General features: G+C 43.3%; 23 protein-coding genes. 2 read left to right on the plus strand and 21 right to left on the minus strand.

What is annotated here, in order from left to right; all coding sequences use genetic code 11:
- Positions 1-3: 3 nt before the first annotated feature.
- Positions 4-1,290 carry a tyrosine-type recombinase/integrase gene (locus tag Q0389_RS03155; protein ID WP_298691530.1) on the minus strand — a complete coding sequence of 429 codons (1,287 nt, stop codon included), beginning with the start codon at positions 1,288-1,290 and terminating at the stop codon, positions 4-6.
- Positions 1,291-1,440: 150 nt separating this feature from the next.
- On the opposite strand from Q0389_RS03155, the gene mutY reads away from it, so the two are divergent.
- Complete coding sequence (mutY, locus tag Q0389_RS03160) at positions 1,441-2,427, plus strand: A/G-specific adenine glycosylase (protein ID WP_298691532.1); 987 nt, start codon at positions 1,441-1,443, stop codon at positions 2,425-2,427.
- Entirely contained in the window at positions 2,421-2,861 is a 441-nt protein-coding gene (locus Q0389_RS03165) for a hypothetical protein (RefSeq protein WP_298691533.1), read from the plus strand. The genes mutY and Q0389_RS03165 overlap by 7 nt, the downstream gene beginning before the upstream one ends.
- On the opposite strand, the gene Q0389_RS03170 is transcribed toward Q0389_RS03165, so the two are convergent.
- From Q0389_RS03170 to Q0389_RS03265, 20 genes are all read right to left on the minus strand, one after another.
- Positions 2,851-3,582, minus strand: coding sequence for an ATP-binding protein (locus Q0389_RS03170; protein ID WP_298691535.1), 732 nt, complete (start codon positions 3,580-3,582; stop codon positions 2,851-2,853). The two genes, Q0389_RS03165 and Q0389_RS03170, sit on opposite strands and share 11 nt — an antisense overlap.
- Positions 3,583-3,598: 16 nt before the next feature.
- Positions 3,599-4,291 carry a 5'-methylthioadenosine/adenosylhomocysteine nucleosidase gene (locus Q0389_RS03175; protein ID WP_298691538.1) on the minus strand — a complete coding sequence of 231 codons (693 nt, stop codon included), beginning with the start codon at positions 4,289-4,291 and terminating at the stop codon, positions 3,599-3,601.
- 12 nt (positions 4,292-4,303) lie between these two features.
- On the minus strand, positions 4,304-5,062 hold the full coding sequence (locus tag Q0389_RS03180) for a nitrilase-related carbon-nitrogen hydrolase (protein WP_298691540.1): 759 nt from the start codon (positions 5,060-5,062) through the stop codon (positions 4,304-4,306).
- On the minus strand, positions 5,059-5,994 hold the full coding sequence (gene fabD, locus Q0389_RS03185; RefSeq protein ID WP_298691542.1) for an ACP S-malonyltransferase: 936 nt from the start codon (positions 5,992-5,994) through the stop codon (positions 5,059-5,061). Before fabD ends, Q0389_RS03180 begins: the two co-directional genes overlap by 4 nt.
- Complete coding sequence (locus Q0389_RS03190; protein WP_298691544.1) at positions 5,994-6,803, minus strand: helix-turn-helix domain-containing protein; 810 nt, start codon at positions 6,801-6,803, stop codon at positions 5,994-5,996. The genes fabD and Q0389_RS03190 overlap by 1 nt, the downstream gene beginning before the upstream one ends.
- Positions 6,751-7,272 (minus strand): peptidylprolyl isomerase, encoded by a 522-nt coding sequence (locus Q0389_RS03195; protein WP_298691546.1) that lies wholly within the window; start codon positions 7,270-7,272, stop codon positions 6,751-6,753. Before Q0389_RS03195 ends, Q0389_RS03190 begins: the two co-directional genes overlap by 53 nt.
- An 85-nt stretch (positions 7,273-7,357) precedes the next feature.
- Positions 7,358-8,233, minus strand: coding sequence for a tetratricopeptide repeat protein (locus Q0389_RS03200; RefSeq protein WP_298691548.1), 876 nt, complete (start codon positions 8,231-8,233; stop codon positions 7,358-7,360).
- Positions 8,234-8,785 (minus strand): OmpA family protein, encoded by a 552-nt coding sequence (locus Q0389_RS03205; protein WP_298691647.1) that lies wholly within the window; start codon positions 8,783-8,785, stop codon positions 8,234-8,236.
- A gap of 56 nt (positions 8,786-8,841) precedes the next feature.
- Positions 8,842-10,089 carry a Tol-Pal system protein TolB gene (tolB, locus tag Q0389_RS03210; RefSeq protein WP_298691550.1) on the minus strand — a complete coding sequence of 416 codons (1,248 nt, stop codon included), beginning with the start codon at positions 10,087-10,089 and terminating at the stop codon, positions 8,842-8,844.
- 4 nt (positions 10,090-10,093) lie between these two features.
- On the minus strand, positions 10,094-10,837 hold the full coding sequence (locus tag Q0389_RS03215; protein WP_298691552.1) for a TonB C-terminal domain-containing protein: 744 nt from the start codon (positions 10,835-10,837) through the stop codon (positions 10,094-10,096).
- 35 nt (positions 10,838-10,872) lie between these two features.
- Positions 10,873-11,262 (minus strand): biopolymer transporter ExbD, encoded by a 390-nt coding sequence (locus Q0389_RS03220; protein ID WP_298691554.1) that lies wholly within the window; start codon positions 11,260-11,262, stop codon positions 10,873-10,875.
- Positions 11,263-11,264: 2 nt separating this feature from the next.
- Entirely contained in the window at positions 11,265-11,831 is a 567-nt protein-coding gene (locus Q0389_RS03225) for a MotA/TolQ/ExbB proton channel family protein (protein ID WP_298691556.1), read from the minus strand.
- 3 nt (positions 11,832-11,834) lie between these two features.
- Positions 11,835-12,227, minus strand: coding sequence for an ATP synthase F1 subunit epsilon (gene atpC, locus Q0389_RS03230; protein ID WP_298691558.1), 393 nt, complete (start codon positions 12,225-12,227; stop codon positions 11,835-11,837).
- A gap of 26 nt (positions 12,228-12,253) precedes the next feature.
- Complete coding sequence (gene atpD / locus Q0389_RS03235; RefSeq protein ID WP_298691560.1) at positions 12,254-13,654, minus strand: F0F1 ATP synthase subunit beta; 1,401 nt, start codon at positions 13,652-13,654, stop codon at positions 12,254-12,256.
- A 14-nt stretch (positions 13,655-13,668) separates the two neighbouring features.
- Positions 13,669-14,556 (minus strand): ATP synthase F1 subunit gamma, encoded by an 888-nt coding sequence (gene atpG, locus Q0389_RS03240; protein ID WP_298691562.1) that lies wholly within the window; start codon positions 14,554-14,556, stop codon positions 13,669-13,671.
- 8 nt (positions 14,557-14,564) lie between these two features.
- Positions 14,565-16,082 (minus strand): F0F1 ATP synthase subunit alpha, encoded by a 1,518-nt coding sequence (gene atpA, locus Q0389_RS03245; RefSeq protein WP_298691564.1) that lies wholly within the window; start codon positions 16,080-16,082, stop codon positions 14,565-14,567.
- Between the two features lie 20 nt (positions 16,083-16,102).
- The gene (locus Q0389_RS03250) at positions 16,103-16,639 is read right to left on the minus strand and encodes a F0F1 ATP synthase subunit delta (protein ID WP_298691566.1); all 537 of its coding nucleotides are present in this window, start codon (positions 16,637-16,639) and stop codon (positions 16,103-16,105) included.
- Entirely contained in the window at positions 16,640-17,155 is a 516-nt protein-coding gene (locus Q0389_RS03255) for a F0F1 ATP synthase subunit B (protein WP_298691568.1), read from the minus strand.
- 9 nt (positions 17,156-17,164) lie between these two features.
- Entirely contained in the window at positions 17,165-17,587 is a 423-nt protein-coding gene (locus Q0389_RS03260) for a F0F1 ATP synthase subunit B' (RefSeq protein WP_298691570.1), read from the minus strand.
- Between the two features lie 68 nt (positions 17,588-17,655).
- On the minus strand, positions 17,656-18,498 hold the full coding sequence (locus Q0389_RS03265) for a ParB/RepB/Spo0J family partition protein (RefSeq protein ID WP_298691572.1): 843 nt from the start codon (positions 18,496-18,498) through the stop codon (positions 17,656-17,658).
- Positions 18,499-18,504 lie beyond the last annotated feature (6 nt).

The following is an 18,504-nucleotide window of genomic DNA, read 5'->3' on the forward strand; positions in this document are numbered from 1 at the left end:
CCATCAATCTATTTTAATCCCCTTGACATAATCCTTAATCGCAACCGTGGCAACGTCAGGCATCAACTGTGCATATCGCTGTGTCGATGTAATTGATTTATGATCAAGCACCTTACCAATATGAGACAATGGAACCCCTGCAATCGCTAAATTTGAAGCTAATGAGTTTCGAAGATCTCTAAGCGTCATACGGTCATCTTTTTTACGATGTATGTTGACCGTCAATTCAAGTATCTTATTCATTACACGGGGATATCGATAAATTTTTTCATTCGGTTTTCTACTCGATGTAAAAATATAATCATCAGGTTTTTTGCCGTAAGAAAACTTTTTCAAGAGCTCTTTAATTTCATCGGATGCAATAGAGGAAGAATACCAGTTATCATCAATTTTAAAATTACAGAGCTTGATTATCCCATTATCAAAATCGATATCCCCTGCCCTAATCGATAAAATGGTTTTTCTACGCGCCGCTGTTGTAATCGCTAATAATCCGATAAGATATACGTACCTATCCATTAGCTCAAACGATTCACTTTGCTCTTTTAATTGTCTTAGGAAGGCAACTGTCTCGTCATTGGAGAGATATTTCAGCTTTATATTGTTGTTCTTTAATCGGAATCCGCCATGAAAAGGATTTCGCCCCATGTATATTTCTTCTTTTAGAGCATAATTGACTATGGTTATAATCATCCCGTAGATAGCATTAACGGTCGAACTCGTTAATTTATACTGCCTTGCCTGATTCTCTTCTTCCGACTCGATATATTCCACAATACCGCTTTTATCTCTTGTAGGACGCTGTTTGCGTTTTCGTTGCATGCCATTTTTTCTAACGTACGTATTTTGTTTTTCTTCAAGAAATTGCTTGATGTCTTCTTTTGTAATGAGAGCAATAGGTTTGGAAGCGATTGCATGATCTTTAATGTGAGTGTTGTATTTGCTCTTGATATTAAAATAGTCTTTGGTGTCTTTCTTTTTTTCCATATACACTCTAGCAATATCATTTAAAGTGAGTCTAACGGTATTCTGTCGAGTAGCTTTTGGAATAAAAAAAGAACTGGTGGATCCTTTTTTGAGATGGGCTCTTTGTTCATTGAGTTCTGATTGTTTTTTACGGAGCAGATCCCTTGCTTTGGTTTGCGTCATTTCAGGAGAATCACCCACTTTCTCTCTAACGGTTTTATTATTAAGGTCTTTATACTTGATGTAATAAGAAATAACCTTGTTCTTTTTTTCGTATTTTTCGACACCTGCAAATTTTCCACCGATAGAGACGAATTTACTCATAATTTGCCTTTATTTTTTGCCTACTATTTTACCACCAATGTCATATTTTTACCACCATTTTTTAGCTTTCTTAGCTTTTTTGTGCCTTTATGGCATTTTTTTTACCACCAGTAGCATTTTATAAAAATAGTGATTTGGATACAATATCATATGTATAAAGAAGTCCATAAATCACTTTTAGACTGGTATGAGAAAAACGGCCGTCACGAGCTACCTTGGAGACTTACAAACGACCCATATAAGGTATATGTGAGCGAAATAATGCTCCAACAGACTCAAGTAAAAACTGTCCTTGAACGGTTCTATTTTCCCTTCCTTGAAGCGTTCCCTACAATGGAGGATTTAGCCTGTGCGAGCCTCGATGATGTCCTAAAAAAATGGGAAGGATTAGGCTACTACACCCGTGCGCGCAATCTTCATACCGCCGCACGAGAATGCAGAGGAACCTTCCCCCGAACAGCCCACGACATGATCTCTCTGCCGGGCATCGGCCGTTCAACTGCCCATGCTATAGCCTCATTTGCCTACAATGAGCCCCTTCCGATTCTGGATGCCAATGTCAAAAGAATTCTCCACCGTTTTTTTGCTCTCTCTAAAAGGGATGAAAAACAATTATGGACCTATGCCTATCAGCTTTTCGATCCAAACCATCCCTTTGAATACAATCAGGCGATGATGGATGTGGGTGCAACGGTATGTCTTGCCAAAAAACCTCTGTGCGACGTTTGCCCGTTTAAGCCGGCATGTCTTGGCAAAGGGTCTCCCGATGCCTATCCTGAAAAGAAAACGACCCGATCCAAACCGATTCGAACTTCTGTTATTCGCATCTATCGGCGGGATAACCGTTACGCCCTGATGCAGCGGAGCAGTCGTTTTCTGCACGGATTATGGGGCTTTTCCGAAACAGTCAATCTGCCGATAGGATCAACGGATCATTTTTTAGGGGACATCACTCAACACTATTCTCATTTTACATTGGCCGGAACGGTTTATTTATCAGACGAACCGTTTGAAGACGAACGATTCGAGTGGTTTAGCCTCGATGAAATAAAAGAGCTCTCTCTCAGCCGTGCCGATCATAAGGCCATGGCGTTATTACGGTATAATTTAGATCAAAAAAGGGAGGATGGATGTTAAAGAAAATCAAAAACTACTTTTTTGGCGCATTTCGGGCGATTTTCGTTTACCACCATACCTCACTTGAGTTTCGCGCCAAAATTTATACGGTTGTCATCGCCGGAGCCAATGAGCCGTTAAATCACTACCAATCAACACTGGAAGAGATTGTCAGAGAGATTTATCATGAAGCGGATCGGGCAGAAGCTTTGCTCCTAACGGTAAAAGAGTATTTAGTCGCTATCCAAAATAAAAAAACAATGAGCGATGAAACGCTTCTGATCGATATTATCAAAGAGCTGCGTCTCGTACCACGTTATGCACTTAAAATCGAACCCGAGCACCTTCGTCGGCTGCAAGAATGCACTCATGAGCACGATTCTAAAATCTATCAGGACAGGCTCATCGAATTTTTAACACGAAAACGGAACGAATACGAAGAGCTTAGACGATAAACCGCTTCGGATCGAAAAAAGTATCGTCGCTTATATGGCCGAATGCCGAGTTGATCGATACGAACAAATCGGGGTATTTCTCTTCCATATCATGAAGCATCGCTTTCATAGAGGCGCGGGCATGAGGCATTTTAACGTCAAAACGCATTGACGGGCATGCTTCATCTCCGATAGTAGGCATCTCATTTTCCAACGCACATGCAGCCAGTTGACGTTCCCGTAACTGGATCAGAGGGCGTATAACGATCAGTCCGTTCCCTGCTTTGTATTTTGGAGCCAGAGCCCGCATATGACCGTTATAAATAAAGTTCATAAAGAAACTCTCTGCCGCATCGTCCAGATGATGCCCAAGTGCGACCTTGTTGCACCCGAACTCTTTTGCGGCACTGTAGAGAGCACCTCGTCGCATGCGGGAGAAGAAACTGCAAAACGAAGAATTTTGGCGAATCTTCTCCCCTGCGATTTCATAGGTATTGGTCTCATAAATTTTATGGGGAATCGCATGTTGGACACAGTGCTCTGCCAAAATGCTCAAATCTTCCCCCATACCGTACGTGACTGTTACGGCAAGAATTTCAAATTTAAAAGGAGCTCGGCGTTGCTGCTCCATCAACGCGTGAACCATTGTTAGAGAGTCTTTCCCGCCGCTGAGACCGACGAGGATTTTATCCCCCTCTTCAATCAAACCGAACGTTGCATTCGTGCGCCCGATTTGACGCATAATTTTTTTACTCAGTTTAATGCCCAATGCGTGCTACCATCTCTAAAATAAATTTGGCACTGACGGAAGCCGAGCTTTTGAGGAACGTGTCAAAGTCCATTCCCGCTTCACCGTCAGCCGCATCGCTGATCGCCCGCAACACAAAAAACGGAACATTGAAGTTCTGGCATACACATGCGACACTTGCCCCTTCCATCTCCAGAGCATCCGCATTGAATGTTTTTTCGATCCACTCTTTACGCTCGGCACTGGCTACGAACTGATCGCCGGTAGCAATGATGCCTTCATACAGTTCAATCCCCATATCAACTGCAACCTCTGCGGCAAGAGAGCGTAGATCGCTATCGGCTTCGATCATGACGCTTCCCTCAGGAATAAATCCGTACGGATGTCCGAAAGCAGTGATATCGACATCGTGTTGACACAAAGCGCTCGCCATTACCAGATCGCCGATTTTCAAATCTTTGCTGATTCCACCTGCAACGCCGCTGAACAAAAGTTTTTGCGCTTTGTAGCGTTCAATCATGACCGATGCGGTAATCGCCGAAAATACTTTACCGATTTTAGAATAGGCGATCACCAATTCATGACCGCCATACTGACACTCATAAAAAGTATTACCGGCATATTCGCTCGTCGTATATTCGTTTACAGCTTCAAGAATCGGATCGATCTCTTCACGCATCGCACCCATCAGTGCTAATTTCATATGTACCCTTGTTTAAAAAATTTTTGCAATGTAGCGCCCGAGTTTTTGCAGGTGATGATTTAACTCTACGCTAAGTCCTTCAGCCTCGAAAAGCCCCATTTTGTATTCGATACTTCCCATCGGAGTGACGACACGGCTACCGCCCCAAAAGCCTAAGCCGTCTTCAAATCCGACCCGATTGACGAAAATGACATAATTATGACTCAAAAGTGCAGCCGCTTTCAAAAGGGCATCCCACTGCGCTTCGATCCCGATCCCCTCCTCTTGGAAATCACGAGCCGGCGACGATGCCAATACATAAACGATCTCGGCATCCGATTCGGCAATGGCGGCAATCGTTTCAGCCCGCCATAAATCCTCGCACACTACCATGACAGCTGTCCCGTTTGGAGTCTCAAACGCACGAATCTCATTTCCTGCGGCGAAATATCGCCCTTCTTCAAACATTCCGTAGGTCGGCAAATGGTTTTTATGATGGATGTGGAGCAATTCTCCTTTGGAAAAGTACAAAGCGCTGTTATAAACCTTGCCGTCATCCCACAACGCGGCACCGATAACGATGTCGCATTGACGGCTCTGATGGGCCAGAGTTTCCAGTTCTTCTACCCGCCATGCGTCTTCAAAGAGTTTGTCTTGCAGTAAATACCCGCTTAATGCGAGTTCGGGAAAGACTATGACGTCCGCGTCTGAGTACTGGTCAATCATTGTAGAGACTTCTACCAGATTAGAACGGTTCAGTTTCGGTGCGGACTGGATTAAAGCAATTTTCATGCTAATACTTCACAAACCTTTGCCAGAGATTCCATATCGGAAATCCCCAATGTCTCAGTATCTGGGGCATTGCGTTTATTAAGCCCTTTCAGAACGGCTCCGTTACCGAATTCAATCATCAAATCGATTTCAGAGGTGATCGCTTCAATCGATTGTTTGTATTTCACCGGCTGGATCAATTGTACTTTGAGAAGTTTCAAAGCCTCTGCTTTTGTCGCATATTTTTCTGTCGTTACGTTGGAAACGATCGGCGCGCTGAAGGTATCATTGACCATTGCCTCCATCGCTTCTCCTAACGGCTCCATAGCACTGGAAAGAAGCGGACAGTGGCTCGCAATCGACATATTCAACAGAAGTGCCCGTTTTGCACCGGCTTCTTTAAAAACGCTCTCCATACTTTGAAGGTCTTCTTTGATTCCTGCGACAACCAATTGCCCGGCTTGATTATAGTTTGCCGGCCAGACACGTTTACCTTCGCCGTTAGCCTTGCTGCACAACTCTTCGACAACTGCGTCATCCAATCCTAAAACCGCCATCATCCCGGCATTGATATCTTCACATGCTTTTTGCATCAGCATACCGCGTTTATGGACAAGCTCAACCGCATCAACATAATCGATTGCACCGGATGCGCATAAAGCGCTGAATTCACCTAAAGAGTGCCCGAGAAACATCACCGCTTCACACGGATTGGCTTCTTGAAACAGGCGATAAGCGATCATCGATACGAGTAAAATTGCTGGTTGTGTATACGCCGTTTGATCGAGTTGCTCATTTTGTTCAAACAAAAGTTTCGCGAAATCGACTCCGATACGTTCACCCGCTTTTTCAAACATTTCACGTCCCAGAGGACTGTTATCGTAAAATGATTTTCCCATACCGATACTTTGACTCCCCTGTCCGGGGAAAATCATCGCAACTCTTTTTGACATTAATTCTCCTTGGTTTCTAATTGATAATCCGCATGATCCGCAATTTTTTTGCGTAATGTGTTCCGGTTCAATCCCAGCCGTTCAGCCAATTGCAATTGGGATTTAAACCGTTTAATCCCTGCACGGATAAGAGGAACTTCATACAGATGAAGGAATTCGCGGTAGTCGTTATTGCTGCCTAATCTCTCGACCAGATAGTGTTCCATGATCCCCATTAAATCGTTTTCATTGATACTGTCAAACAAATAATGCAGATAGACCTGCCGACGAAGTGAAATTGCATTTTCGCTTAGATCGGGTATAAACCCTTCTAGATCAAATGGCTCAGATTTTCCGAGTGTTTGACGCGCCTCTTTTACAAAAGCATCGATCAAGACATTTACATCTTCGCTCCGTTCACTCAGTGGCGGCAATGCGAGTCGAATCGTAAAAATCTCATCCAGTTGGTCTTGCGAATAGCGCCCGCCGCCGGTTGCGATGACGCGGGTACGGGTTTTTTGAATCGTTTCGATTAGACGCTTCAGATTGGCAACATTGTCCAGACGATGAATAATAACGTCGCTATTTGATTCTATAGCATCCAAAAGTTCATCGAAATGACCCGCATCGATAATAGGTGCATGGGGGAGGATATAACGGGCCAGAGTCAACTTCCCGGTCCCGCGTTCTCCTAAAATGATGGCATTTACCCCTAAACCTTTGAGTAAATTTGCCGTTTTAAACGCTTCGATCGAAGCGTTTGAAGCCGTTAGAAAATTAGTGACATCCACAGCCGTGATTACCGCCGCTTCCACAACATCCGCTATCATCCACTTTGTTTTCTGCCGGGATACCCGTCATAGCTTCTTCAGCAGACGCGTCACGGATATTTGCGATCGTTACACTGAACATCAAATCTTTTCCGGCAAGTGGGTGGTTGAAGTCGATAACAACGGCATCATCTTTAACCTCTTTAACGGTTACTTGTACCGTACCGCCGTCTTCACCTTGTCCGTAAAGAGTCATCCCGACATTCAAATCGATACCGGCAAATTGTTCACGAGGAAGTTCTTGTTGAGCTTCTTCGTTGTAATCACCGTACGCGTCGGCCGCTTTTACCAAAACATCGCCTTTGTCACCCATGTTCATGTGTGCGATTCCGGCTTCAAGTCCTGGAATAATTTGTCCTTTACCGAACATAAACGTTAACGGATGTCCACCTACATTACTGTCGACGACTGTTCCGCCGTCACGCACTTCGTATACGATTGATACGACTTGATTATTTTCAATTGCCATTTGATGAGCCTTCTTTTAAGATTTTGCGATTGTATCACATTTACCTATGGGGACGCTGAAAACGTACACTTAGAACGATAGCCGATTATTTCAGCTTAGCTAAATGTTCCTGAGCCTCTTTCGCCGCTCCGCTGCTGCCAAACTTAGAAATAGTTGCCTGAAAAAATGCTTTTGCAGTAGCAGTATCCCCTGTTTTTTCCATTGAGATTCCCGAATGAAGTAATAAAGTAGGCATATATCCCGCTTTTTCATTACGTGAAGCGCTCTCTTTATAATAATACACCGCTTCTTTATACGCCTTGCGTTCAAACTGGGTTTCGCCGATCATAAAATACGCTTCCGGAACCTTATATTTTCGTTGAACCATTTGCTCGAAATAGCTTTGTGCATCTGCATATTTTTTTTGAGAAAACAATTTATTAGCTGCTTTTTCTAAATCGGCTTTATCCATTTTTGCCGGATCGACCGTACTTGAAGCCGGTACTTTCACTTTGAGCTCTTTGATCAAAGCCGAAAATTGTTCTTTTGTGACATAGTTACCGTTGATTTCATCAACAACCTGAGTGAGTTCTTCTAACAACCCTTTAAACTGGGCGATATTCGCCGTATTGGCATCAACTGATTTTTTAATCTCGTCGATACTCGTCGTCGTATTGTCATCGGCACTGCTTTGTGTCAGTTTTTGCAATGCGATTTTATTCTCATTACTTGCTTGTGCAAGTCCTTCGACAATCGTCTGCAACCCGTCCAAGCGTTCGGTAACCGTTTCGACTTTCGCGTTTTGCGTGTTGTTTTTTTGAAGTACGGCCTGGATCTCTTTCTTATTTTCGAGAATCAGCTTCTCTTCATTAGTTAAACCGTAAGGATTTGGATGATTCAGATCACCCGCTCCGAACACCGAAGGTTCAGAAGCGGATGCGACCACGCACAGGAGGAATGAAAATGCGATTAGTGAGCGCATTTACGGAAGTTTGAAATCAACGCGGCGGTTTTTAGCCCAGCACTCTTGTGTTTTTTCCAAGCATACAGGGTTTCCTTCCCCGAAACTGACCATAGTGATCGAATCCGGGTTGGCACCGCTGTTAACCAATGCCGTTTTAACTGCATTTGCACGTTTCAACCCAAGAGCATAGTTGTATTCATCGCTTCCGAATTCATCGCAGTTTCCTTCAAGTTTCACCGCTTTGTCTTTGACCAATGCACTGTTTTTGCTCATAGGTTCTTGCATATCTTCACGAATATTAAATTTATCGTAGTCAAACAGGATACTTACCAATTGCCCGTCCGAACCGTTTGTGCCGTTTGTTGCAGATGCGTCGTTTGCATTCGCATTCGTCACCGGAGCAATAACCGCATTGCTGTCAGTTCCGGTTGTACTACCGTTTGCATTTGCGTTTGTACCTACGGATGAACCGTTTGCGTTTGCCGTCGCATCGATAGCAGGCTCTTTAGAGCTACATCCGCTTAAAATCAACATTGCTACTGTCGCACTCAAAAAAGCAACATTCTTCATCATGATATCTCCTCCGAATTTAAATATGCCATTATAATATCTAAAAAATGTTAATACTACCAATCGATAGATTGAATTCGACCTATTTTTAACGGGAAAACGAAGCTTTTATTAACACCGAAACGAATTACTCCGATTGCACTGCGTGAGCCTTCTTGTTTAATATATAAAATTGCTTCGCCATCCGGAGAAAAGCGGGGAAAGTCATTTTCTCCGCTTGCCGTCAAACGCTTGATACTGCCCGAATCAATCGATAAAAGATGAAGGTTAAAGCTGTTACCCGCAAACGTCGCACCGTTTTCACGTGCTTTGTAAACCAGAAAGTTTTTATAGGCGCTGAGTGACGAATTATTTTTTCCCTGATATACCAACGGAACCACGGCACTGCTTCCCGGACGCATGGAGTAAATATTCGGATTCCCCATACGATTAGAGACAAAAGCAATCGAACCGTCTCCCATGAACTGTCCGTTCACATCGATCCCCGAATAGTCGGTCAAACGGGTTTTCCCCTGCGTCGTGAGATCATATAAATAGATATCGGGCTGACCGTTGGGTGCCAATGTCAGTAAAAGCTTTTTTCCGTCTTCGCTTACATCCGAACATACCGCCATACCGTCAGATACAATCAATTTGTCTTTATGCCCCGTCATGAGGTTCATTTTATAAATCGTAGGTTTATAATCCGACAACGAGGTGTAGTACAAGTCGGTTTGTTCACGATTGGCCCATTTCGCAAAGCCGTATAATCCACCGCTTAGGATCACCTTTTGGTACGAAAGTGTATAATCCGCCGCAACAATATCCGAACGTCTTGGACCGCTTAAACGGATAAAAAGGACTTTGCGTTTCATCCATTCTACCGGTGCACCACCCAATTTTCCGTTAATATCATAGGCTATCGCATGTGATAAAAATACTGCCATTTCACTTTGTTTCAAGACATAGCTTTTTAAAAATACATCCATGCCGTTTTGCATCAATTTGATATCGGCTTTAACTCCGCCCGAACTGTCATTTGTCAACCGATAACGAAGCAAATATTGGGCATTTTTATGGTTGGCTGCGGGGTTAAGTGCATCAAACGGTGCAGTTGCATAGCTCTCATCAACAGTAAACAGTGAAAGAACATTCATATCTGCTGCTAACATTTTCGAAAATTTTTGGCTCAAATCGTTACTAACGGGCGATGCGTCTTCAATAGCTATCGGAGCAGGCCCTTCTACACCTTTAATCACTTCGATCGTCGCATCAGCTCCCCATAACAATTGGATTAATGCGAGAAAAAAAAGAACGCTTTTCAAAAAACTACTCCTTAGCCGTTAATATAAATTCCAAAATAGCCTCTTTGCCTTCAGGGTGTTTTGGAAAAACAATCGTGTTTAAACGCTCTTTCAACCAGTCAACCTCTCCGTTAAACATAGTATTTCCTGAATATGCCAACACTTTATATGAGAGCAGTTTCCCATCGGCACTGATATTCATTCGGACACGGGCAATTTGTCCTACAGTCCCTGAGGGAGGGTGAAAATAGGTATAAACCAATCCCTGAATCTTAGCATGGTATTCGTTAACAACCGGACCTGAAGATCCGCCTTGGGCGATCATTTTTACAGAAGGTTTAACCAATTCCAATTTATTCAATTTATCGGTGAAACGGGGAGAATCAGTCCGCTTGTTGAGCTCTTTTTCCAGTACATTCAATTCATCGTTTCGTTTTGTGTTATCCGCCTTTTTTGGAGGAACTTTCTGCGGTTTCACCTGAGAAAATAGATCGGATATGTCCGGAACCGTCTCCGGCTTGGTTTCGGGCACCTCTTCCTGAACTGGCTGAGCTAAAGGGGTAGACGCGACATTGACTGGTGGAGGCGTCTCTTTTGGTTTCGCAGCCGGCATGATAGAGACGGATATATAGTCACTTTTTGTCATAGCGAACTGTTGAACTTTCGGAGAGAGCACAATGCCGTAGCCTGCTAAAAAGAGAACGATAATAAAGAGAGAGAACGAGATCACTCCGCTGAGAAAAAAGTAGCGTTCTTGGTGTAAATTCATTTTACAGCTTTGCTTACAGAGACTCTAAAATACATTTAACCGCTGGTCGCTAATGAGACTTCACGAAATCCTGCTTTTTTGACGGCACCTAAAACCGACATAACCTGACCGTAATCCAAACTTTGATCCGCGCTAATTAAAACCGTTGCTTCATGATCCAACGACTGAGAAAAAAGATAGAAATTATCTCCGAATGTATTTAAATCGAATACCTCTTTATTCACCGTAATTTTTCCCTCTTTAGATATTGCGATATTAACGGGAGGAATTTTAGAAAGCTCTTTTTGTGTAGAGCCTTTAGGTAGCCGAATTAACTCTTCGTAAACGATATTCGGAGAAATTACCATTAAGATAGCTAACAGCACAAGCATTACATCGACCAAAGGGGTGATGTTTAATTCCGGTTTTTCATCCCAATCAAACAATCTCAAACCCCTTTAGAGAGAAGCGCATCACCCTGCATACGAATTAATCCGGACAATTCGTATGCTCTGCGTTTTAGGATTTGATGATAGGTATACGCAAAAATAGCCACGAAAATACCCGATGCGGTCGCAACCAAAGCATCCGATACCCCGCTTGCAATCACACTCATCGTTCCGCTGGCTTGTCCGATGTGATCAAATGTCCCCAAGATCGACACAACCGTACCGAATAATCCGATGAAAGGGGTTGTAGATGCTACTACAGAAAGGAACATCAATCCTTTAGTCGCTTCTTTGGTTGCGGCATACGACGCCATATCGAATAATGCTTTTGAAAGGGAAGATGATGATTTTGTAAAATGGCTAAGATACGCATACTCAGGTATTTGACGTGATCCCAGTAAAAGTGATTCCAGCGATTTGTTTTCAGCAGATATCCATTGATTTAGAGAAAAAAAGCGATAGAAAAAAGTCCAATTTACGGCAATAAAATAGAGAGAAAGAACCAGTAACACGATGAGTGTTACCGGATGACTTTTGTCATAAAAATCGGCAAATGTCTGAAACATGGTTTAGACGAGATTGTGTGCCGCAGATTCGATACGCGCAGAAACGGAAGCGATCATAGCATTAGAATCGGCAACACTGCTGATCAATGATTTTGCTTCGTCTAGCGCTTTGGCGATGTCCCCTTCGCTATCTCCGCGGATAGCGACAGCACCGTCGACCAAAACAACCACTTTATTATCCGTAATTTGGACTACGCCCCAATTCACGACGATTGATTCGGTTTTACCGTTCTCTTTTTGAACATCAACTACTCCGGCTTGGAGTAATGTTGTCAAAGAGACGTGTTCCGGGAGAACACCGAATTCCCCCTCTTCACCCGGAAGGGTGACGCTTTTAGCAGGTCCGTTATAGATAGGACCGCTTGGCGTTAGCACTTCTAATTGGAGTGTTTCCATAGTGTTTCCTTTAAGGCGAGAAGCAATTACTTGCTTTTCATTTTTTCAGCTTTCTCGATCGCCTCGTTCATATCACCGACCATATAGAATGCACCTTCCGGCATATGGTCATACTCACCCTCAAGAATTCCTTTGAACCCTTTCAAAGTGTCTTCAAGTGAAACATATTTTCCCGGTGAACCGGTAAATACTTCCGCAACGAAGAAAGGTTGTGAAAGGAATTTTTCGATTTTACGTGCACGTTCAACCGTTGATTTATCATCTTCAGACAATTCGTCCATACCGAGAATCGCAATAATATCTTGCAAATCTTTGTATTTTTGAAGTGTTTTTTGAACACCGCGGGCAACACTGTAGTGTTCCTCACCGATGATTTGCGGATCAAGCAAGCGTGATGTTGAATCCAATGGGTCAACCGCAGGATAGATCCCTTTTTCAGCGATTTTACGGTTAAGAACCGTTGTCGCATCTAAGTGAGCAAATACTGATGCCGGAGCCGGGTCAGTCAAGTCATCCGCTGGTACGTATACCGCTTGAACCGAAGTGATCGAACCTTTTTTAGTCGATGTAATACGGTCTTGGAGAGCACCCATCTCACGAGCCAATGTCGGTTGGTAACCAACGGCTGACGGGATACGTCCGAGAAGCGCTGACATCTCAGAACCTGATTGTGCAAAACGGAAGATGTTGTCGATGAACATCAATACGTCAAGCCCTTTTTCATCACGGAAATATTCCGCCATAGTAAGACCGGTAAGAGCGATACGGTTACGTGCTCCCGGTGGTTCAGACATTTGACCGTAGCACAGTGCTACTTTGTCCAAAACGCTTGATTCTTTCATCTCGTGGTAAAGGTCATTACCTTCACGTGTACGTTCACCGACACCCGCGAAAACAGAAAGACCGTCATGTCCGTGTGCAACGTTGTGGATCAATTCCATGATGATAACGGTTTTACCGACACCGGCTCCACCGAACAAACCGACTTTCCCCCCTTTAGCATATGGAGCCAAAAGGTCAACAACTTTAATACCGGTTTCGAACATTTCAGTTTTTGTACTTTGATCGACGAGAGCCGGAGGATCACGATGGATAGACCAGGTGTCGCAATCGGTTACTTGATCGCCGCCGTCAATAGTTTCACCGATTACGTTGAAAATACGTCCGAGAACTTTTTCTCCAACCGGAACTTTGATCGGTCCGCCTGTAGCTGTAGCCGCCATTCCGCGAACCAAACCTTCAGACATATCCATAGCGATCGTTCTTACACGGCCGTTACCAAGGTGTGCAGCTACTTCAAGAACAAGACGAGTCGTATTCCCTTCAACACTTACGTTTACTTCGATCGCTTCGTTGATTGTCGGAAGGTAACCTTCGAAATCAACGTCAACGACCGGACCAATTACTTGAGCAATTTTACCAATCATTCTTTCCTCCATAATTATTTCATCGACTCGACGCCGCTGATAATCTCAATAAGTTCAGTCGTAATCGCTTCTTGTCGCGCTTTATTAAACTTGACTTTAAGCGAGTTAACCATCTCTTTAGCATTGTTTGTAGCAGCATCCATAGCCTGCATACGTGCACTGTGTTCAGCAGCAACAGAATCTATCAAGGCATAGTACATGTTATACTCGGCATACTTTGTAACCAATGAATCGAGCATTTTCTCTTCATCCTGCGCTTCTAGTTCAAGCATCGTATTGCCTACTTTTTCGCAGTCATAGTCATCTACGTTTACCGGTAATACTCGGTTTACATGTAATTCTTGGGTAATTACGTTTTTATATCCGTTGTAAATAATATAAACGGCGTCGATTTTCCCCTCTTTGAAATCGTTGATCGAACGTGTCATGAATTCGCTTGATCGTTGCATATCCGGAGAAGAGCTAAGGTTCTTAACTTGATCAAGCATCTCTACTTCATTATAGTTAAAAAACTCAATCCCTTTTTTCCCGATACCGCGAAGACGCACTTTTACTTTTTTATTTTTGTATTCGCTCATCAAGCGTTTTACCGCTTTGATGGTTTGCATGTTAAAACCGCCGCAAAGACCTTTGTCGGCAGTTACAAAAATAATATCGATCATTTCAGGAGCGTCATTTTCGATAAAACAACGGTTTTCGATTCCGCCGACTTTATTGCATTTTACGCGACCTGCGATTTCAGCTATCACTTGATTCGTTTTTTGTGCAAACAGACGTGAACGTTTCGCAAGCTCTTCCGCACGGCGAAGTTTCGCCGTAGAAACCAGCTTCATCGCACGCGTAGTTTTTTGCGTGTTCGAAACACTCTTGATCTGTCGTTGAATCTCTTTCAAGTTAGCCATAAAGATCCTTATTCAGCAACGAAAGTAGATTTAAACTCTTCGAGTGCTTTTCTCATCATTGCCATTGTCTCATCATCGATTTTCGATGTGCTACGGATATTTTCAAGAATTTGCGGGTATGACGCTTCGACGAACGGATAAAGATCCGCTTCAAATTTTACGACTGAACCTGCAGAAAGATCATCTAAGTATCCTTCATTCCCTGCGAAAATAATCAATGCTTGTTTTTCAGCGCCAAGCGGAGAATATGGAGGTTGTTTCAATACTTCCACCATGCGTTGACCGCGTTCAAGCTGTTTACGGCTCACTTCATCCAAATCGGATGCGAATTGAGCAAATGCTTGAAGTTCACGGTATTGCGCAAGGTCAAGACGCAATGTTCCGGCAACTTGTTTCGTCGCTTTGATTTGCGCCGCACCACCGACACGTGATACGGAAAGACCTACGTTAATCGCAGGACGGATACCTGAGTTGAACAAATCGGTTTCCAAGAAAATTTGACCGTCGGTGATCGAAATAACGTTGGTTGGGATATACGCCGCAACGTCACCCGCTTGAGTTTCGATAATCGGTAGAGCTGTCAATGAACCCGCACCCATATCGTCGTTCAATTTTGCTGCACGCTCTAGCAAACGAGAGTGTAGATAGAAAACGTCCCCAGGATACGCTTCACGACCCGGAGGACGGCGAAGGATCAAAGACATTTCACGGTATGCAACCGCATGTTTAGAAAGATCATCATATACAATCAAACCATGACGTGCATTGTCACGGAAATATTCACCCATCGTTACACCGGTATACGGAGCAAGGAATTGAAGTGCAGCCGCTTCAGACGCAGGAGCATTTACAATGATAGTGTATTCCATAGCGCCGTGGTCTTCAAGACGACGGATAACTTGTGCAACTGTTGATTCTTTTTGACCGATAGCAACGTATACACAAACAACGCCGTTACCTTTTTGATTGATAATCGTATCAAGGGCAACCGTTGTTTTACCGGTTTGACGGTCACCGATGATCAACTCACGTTGACCGCGACCGATCGGAACGAGCGCATCAATCGCTTTAATACCGGTTGCCATCGGTTCGTGAACCGATTTACGAGCCATGATACCCGGAGCTTTTTCTTCTACGAAACGTACTTCAGTCGTCTCGATCGGACCTTTACCGTCGATCGGCTCGCCAAGAGCATTAACAACACGGCCGAGAAGCGCATCGCCGACAGGAACGCGTAAAAGACGTCCGAGACGTTTTACAGACATACCTTCACGAAGTTCTTTCCCTTTTCCGAGAACAACAACACCGACACTGCTCTCTTCAAGGTTCATGACCAATCCGCGTGTCCCCTCTTCAAACTCAACCATTTCACCGGCCATAACATTGTTAAGACCGTAAACTTGAGCGATCCCATCTCCGTATGAGACGATTTTTCCGGTTTCATTAATATCTACGTTAAGTTCGAAATTATCAATTCGCTCTTTAATGATTGAACTGATTTCGTCTGCTTGTACTTTTGCTACCACTATTTCTCCTTTCCCGAGGGTTAAATTGCTTTTAAAATGTGCTCAACGAGTTGAGCATTGAGGCGATTTTTTGAAAAATTGATCTCGACGTTAAGATCGTCTACTTCTACACGTACGCCGTCGTATTCGGAAGGAACGTAGGTCAACGAAATCGTTGCGTCCATTTTCCGTCCCAAATCACGGGCAATTGTCTCAACCGAAGTTTGATCAACCGTACTATTACTATAGATACGACCGACATACGTACGTTTTGATTTTGAAATCTCACGCGTCAATTCAGCCGCTAATACAGGAAGCAATAAAAGACGGCCGTTTTCTGCCAATAGTTTGATAAGGTTGTTTACCATTGTACTGTTAGCCGGAGCCACCATGTCCAAAAGCAATTGGCATTTTGATTCCGTATTGACATCGTTGCTATGCATAATCAACATGAATTTATCATTTTGATATGCTTTTGCCACATCTGCAAGAAGTAGTGCCAGATTTTCCAACGACACTTGGTCGCAGCTTTCGATTAAAGGTTTGATGTAACGTTTTGCTATGAGCTCATACTGCATTTACGCCACCTTCTTTTTCAAGATTTCGGTCATCGCTTCTTTGCCTAAAGCGTCATTGCTGCTATTCATAACATCATTCATTACTTCTGAAACAACTTCGCGAACCATTTTACGTTTCTCTAGCTCCATCAATGCTTCATTTTGTTTCTCGATAATCTCAAGTTCTTGTTCGCATTGCGCCAAAATTTTGTCATTCAAAATTTTGTTCTCTTTTTTGCTAGATTCGGCTAATTCGCTTGCGAATCTTTCCGCTTCTTCAATTTTATGTTCAGCGGCATCTTTGAGTTTTTTTGATTCTCGTAGACGTTCTTGAACTTTCTCAAGTTCATCGGCAATTGCCGCTGTCCGTCCGCCAAAATAATTTTTTAACGGTTCGGCCAATACATAAAACAAAATCCCGGCAAAGATCAGGAAGTTTACCGTTCGTTGAACGATGTCCGTAGAGCCCTCTGCAGCAGCTTCTGATCCAAATAGATAGGCGCTGAGCAGTAATACTGTAACGATTATTTTACCCATTGCATACCTTTATATTTGACTTAGTTTTGCTGATACAGCAGATTGGAATGCACTCTCTTCGTTTTGAAGCGATGCTTTCAACCGTGTTCTCTCTTGCGACAATTCGCTTTCGAACGTTGCATACTCAAGTGCCATTTCAGCACGTTTTGTCTCTATTTTGCTATTTGCCAGCGCTTTGGCCTCAGCAATAACTTTTTCTCTTAATGCTGCTGCTTCCAGTTTAGCATCACTCATAATCTTTTCAGCTCTGGCATGAAACGCGGCGATCTCAGAATCGTTGTTGCCAACTTGTTCTAAATCTCTTTTGATATCTGCATCCCGTTTTTCCATATAGCTGAAAAGAGGTTTGTAAAGCAAACTGTTTAGCAAGGCAATAAGGACAAGGAAGACAATCAGTGTGCTGCCAAGCAGCATCGGACTTATATCTAACATACCACCTCCTAAAAGTTGCGTGATTATACAACTTATAAATTGAAGGGACAGTTAAATGTCGAGAAATATCAGGAAAGTGCGTCTAAAAATGACTCAATCTGTAAATCATTTTCAAATTCTAGGGTCATTTTGTAACCTTTTGTGCTACATTTATAACCAAGTTCGGTCAATCGTTTTTTCAACACTGAAAAATCGAGTCCCTGAGATTCTAAAGGAGTCGAAATAGGAGCGGAAGGGGATTTGATTTTTTTGACCATGCTCTCAACATCGCGAACGCTAAGCTTTTGACCAATGATCGAATCGATCATCATCATTTGTTCCTGCGGTTCGAGTCCAACGATCGCTTTTGCATGTCCGGCGCTGATTTTTCCCTCAATTAGCGCTTTACGCCCTTTTTCACTGAGCTGTAAAAGACGTAGTGTGTTGGTAATCTGAGCACGACTTTTGTGAACCGTTTGAGAGAGCTGATCGTGTGTTAATTCATGAATATCGATCAATTCCTGATAGGCCTGAGCCAAGTCAATCGCATTCAGTTCATCGCGCTGAATGTTTTCGATCAGTGCCTGCTGGCGCATCTGTTCGTCGGTAACCGAAACAATAATGGCTTTGATCGTCTTATATTTCGCTAATTTACTGGCGCGTAAACGCCGTTCGCCGGCAATGAGGATGTAACCGTCTAAATCTTCTTTAACAACAATCGGCTGTAAAAGCCCATGTGTTTTAATGGATTCGGAAAGTTCCGCCAGGGATTCGGGATCAAAATGTTTTCGAGGTTGATAAGGATTAGGACGGATTTTAGAGATGACGATCTCTTCTACTCCCCCTTTTTTCGGCAATTCGTTATCATACGCTTCTTCAATTTCGCTTAACAGCGCCCCCAAACCTCTTCCTAATGCCGATGCTTTCGCCATATTTTT

The sequence above is a fragment of the uncultured Sulfuricurvum sp. genome (assembly GCF_937936435.1).
In the GTDB taxonomy this organism is placed as follows: Bacteria; Campylobacterota; Campylobacteria; order Campylobacterales; family Sulfurimonadaceae; genus Sulfuricurvum.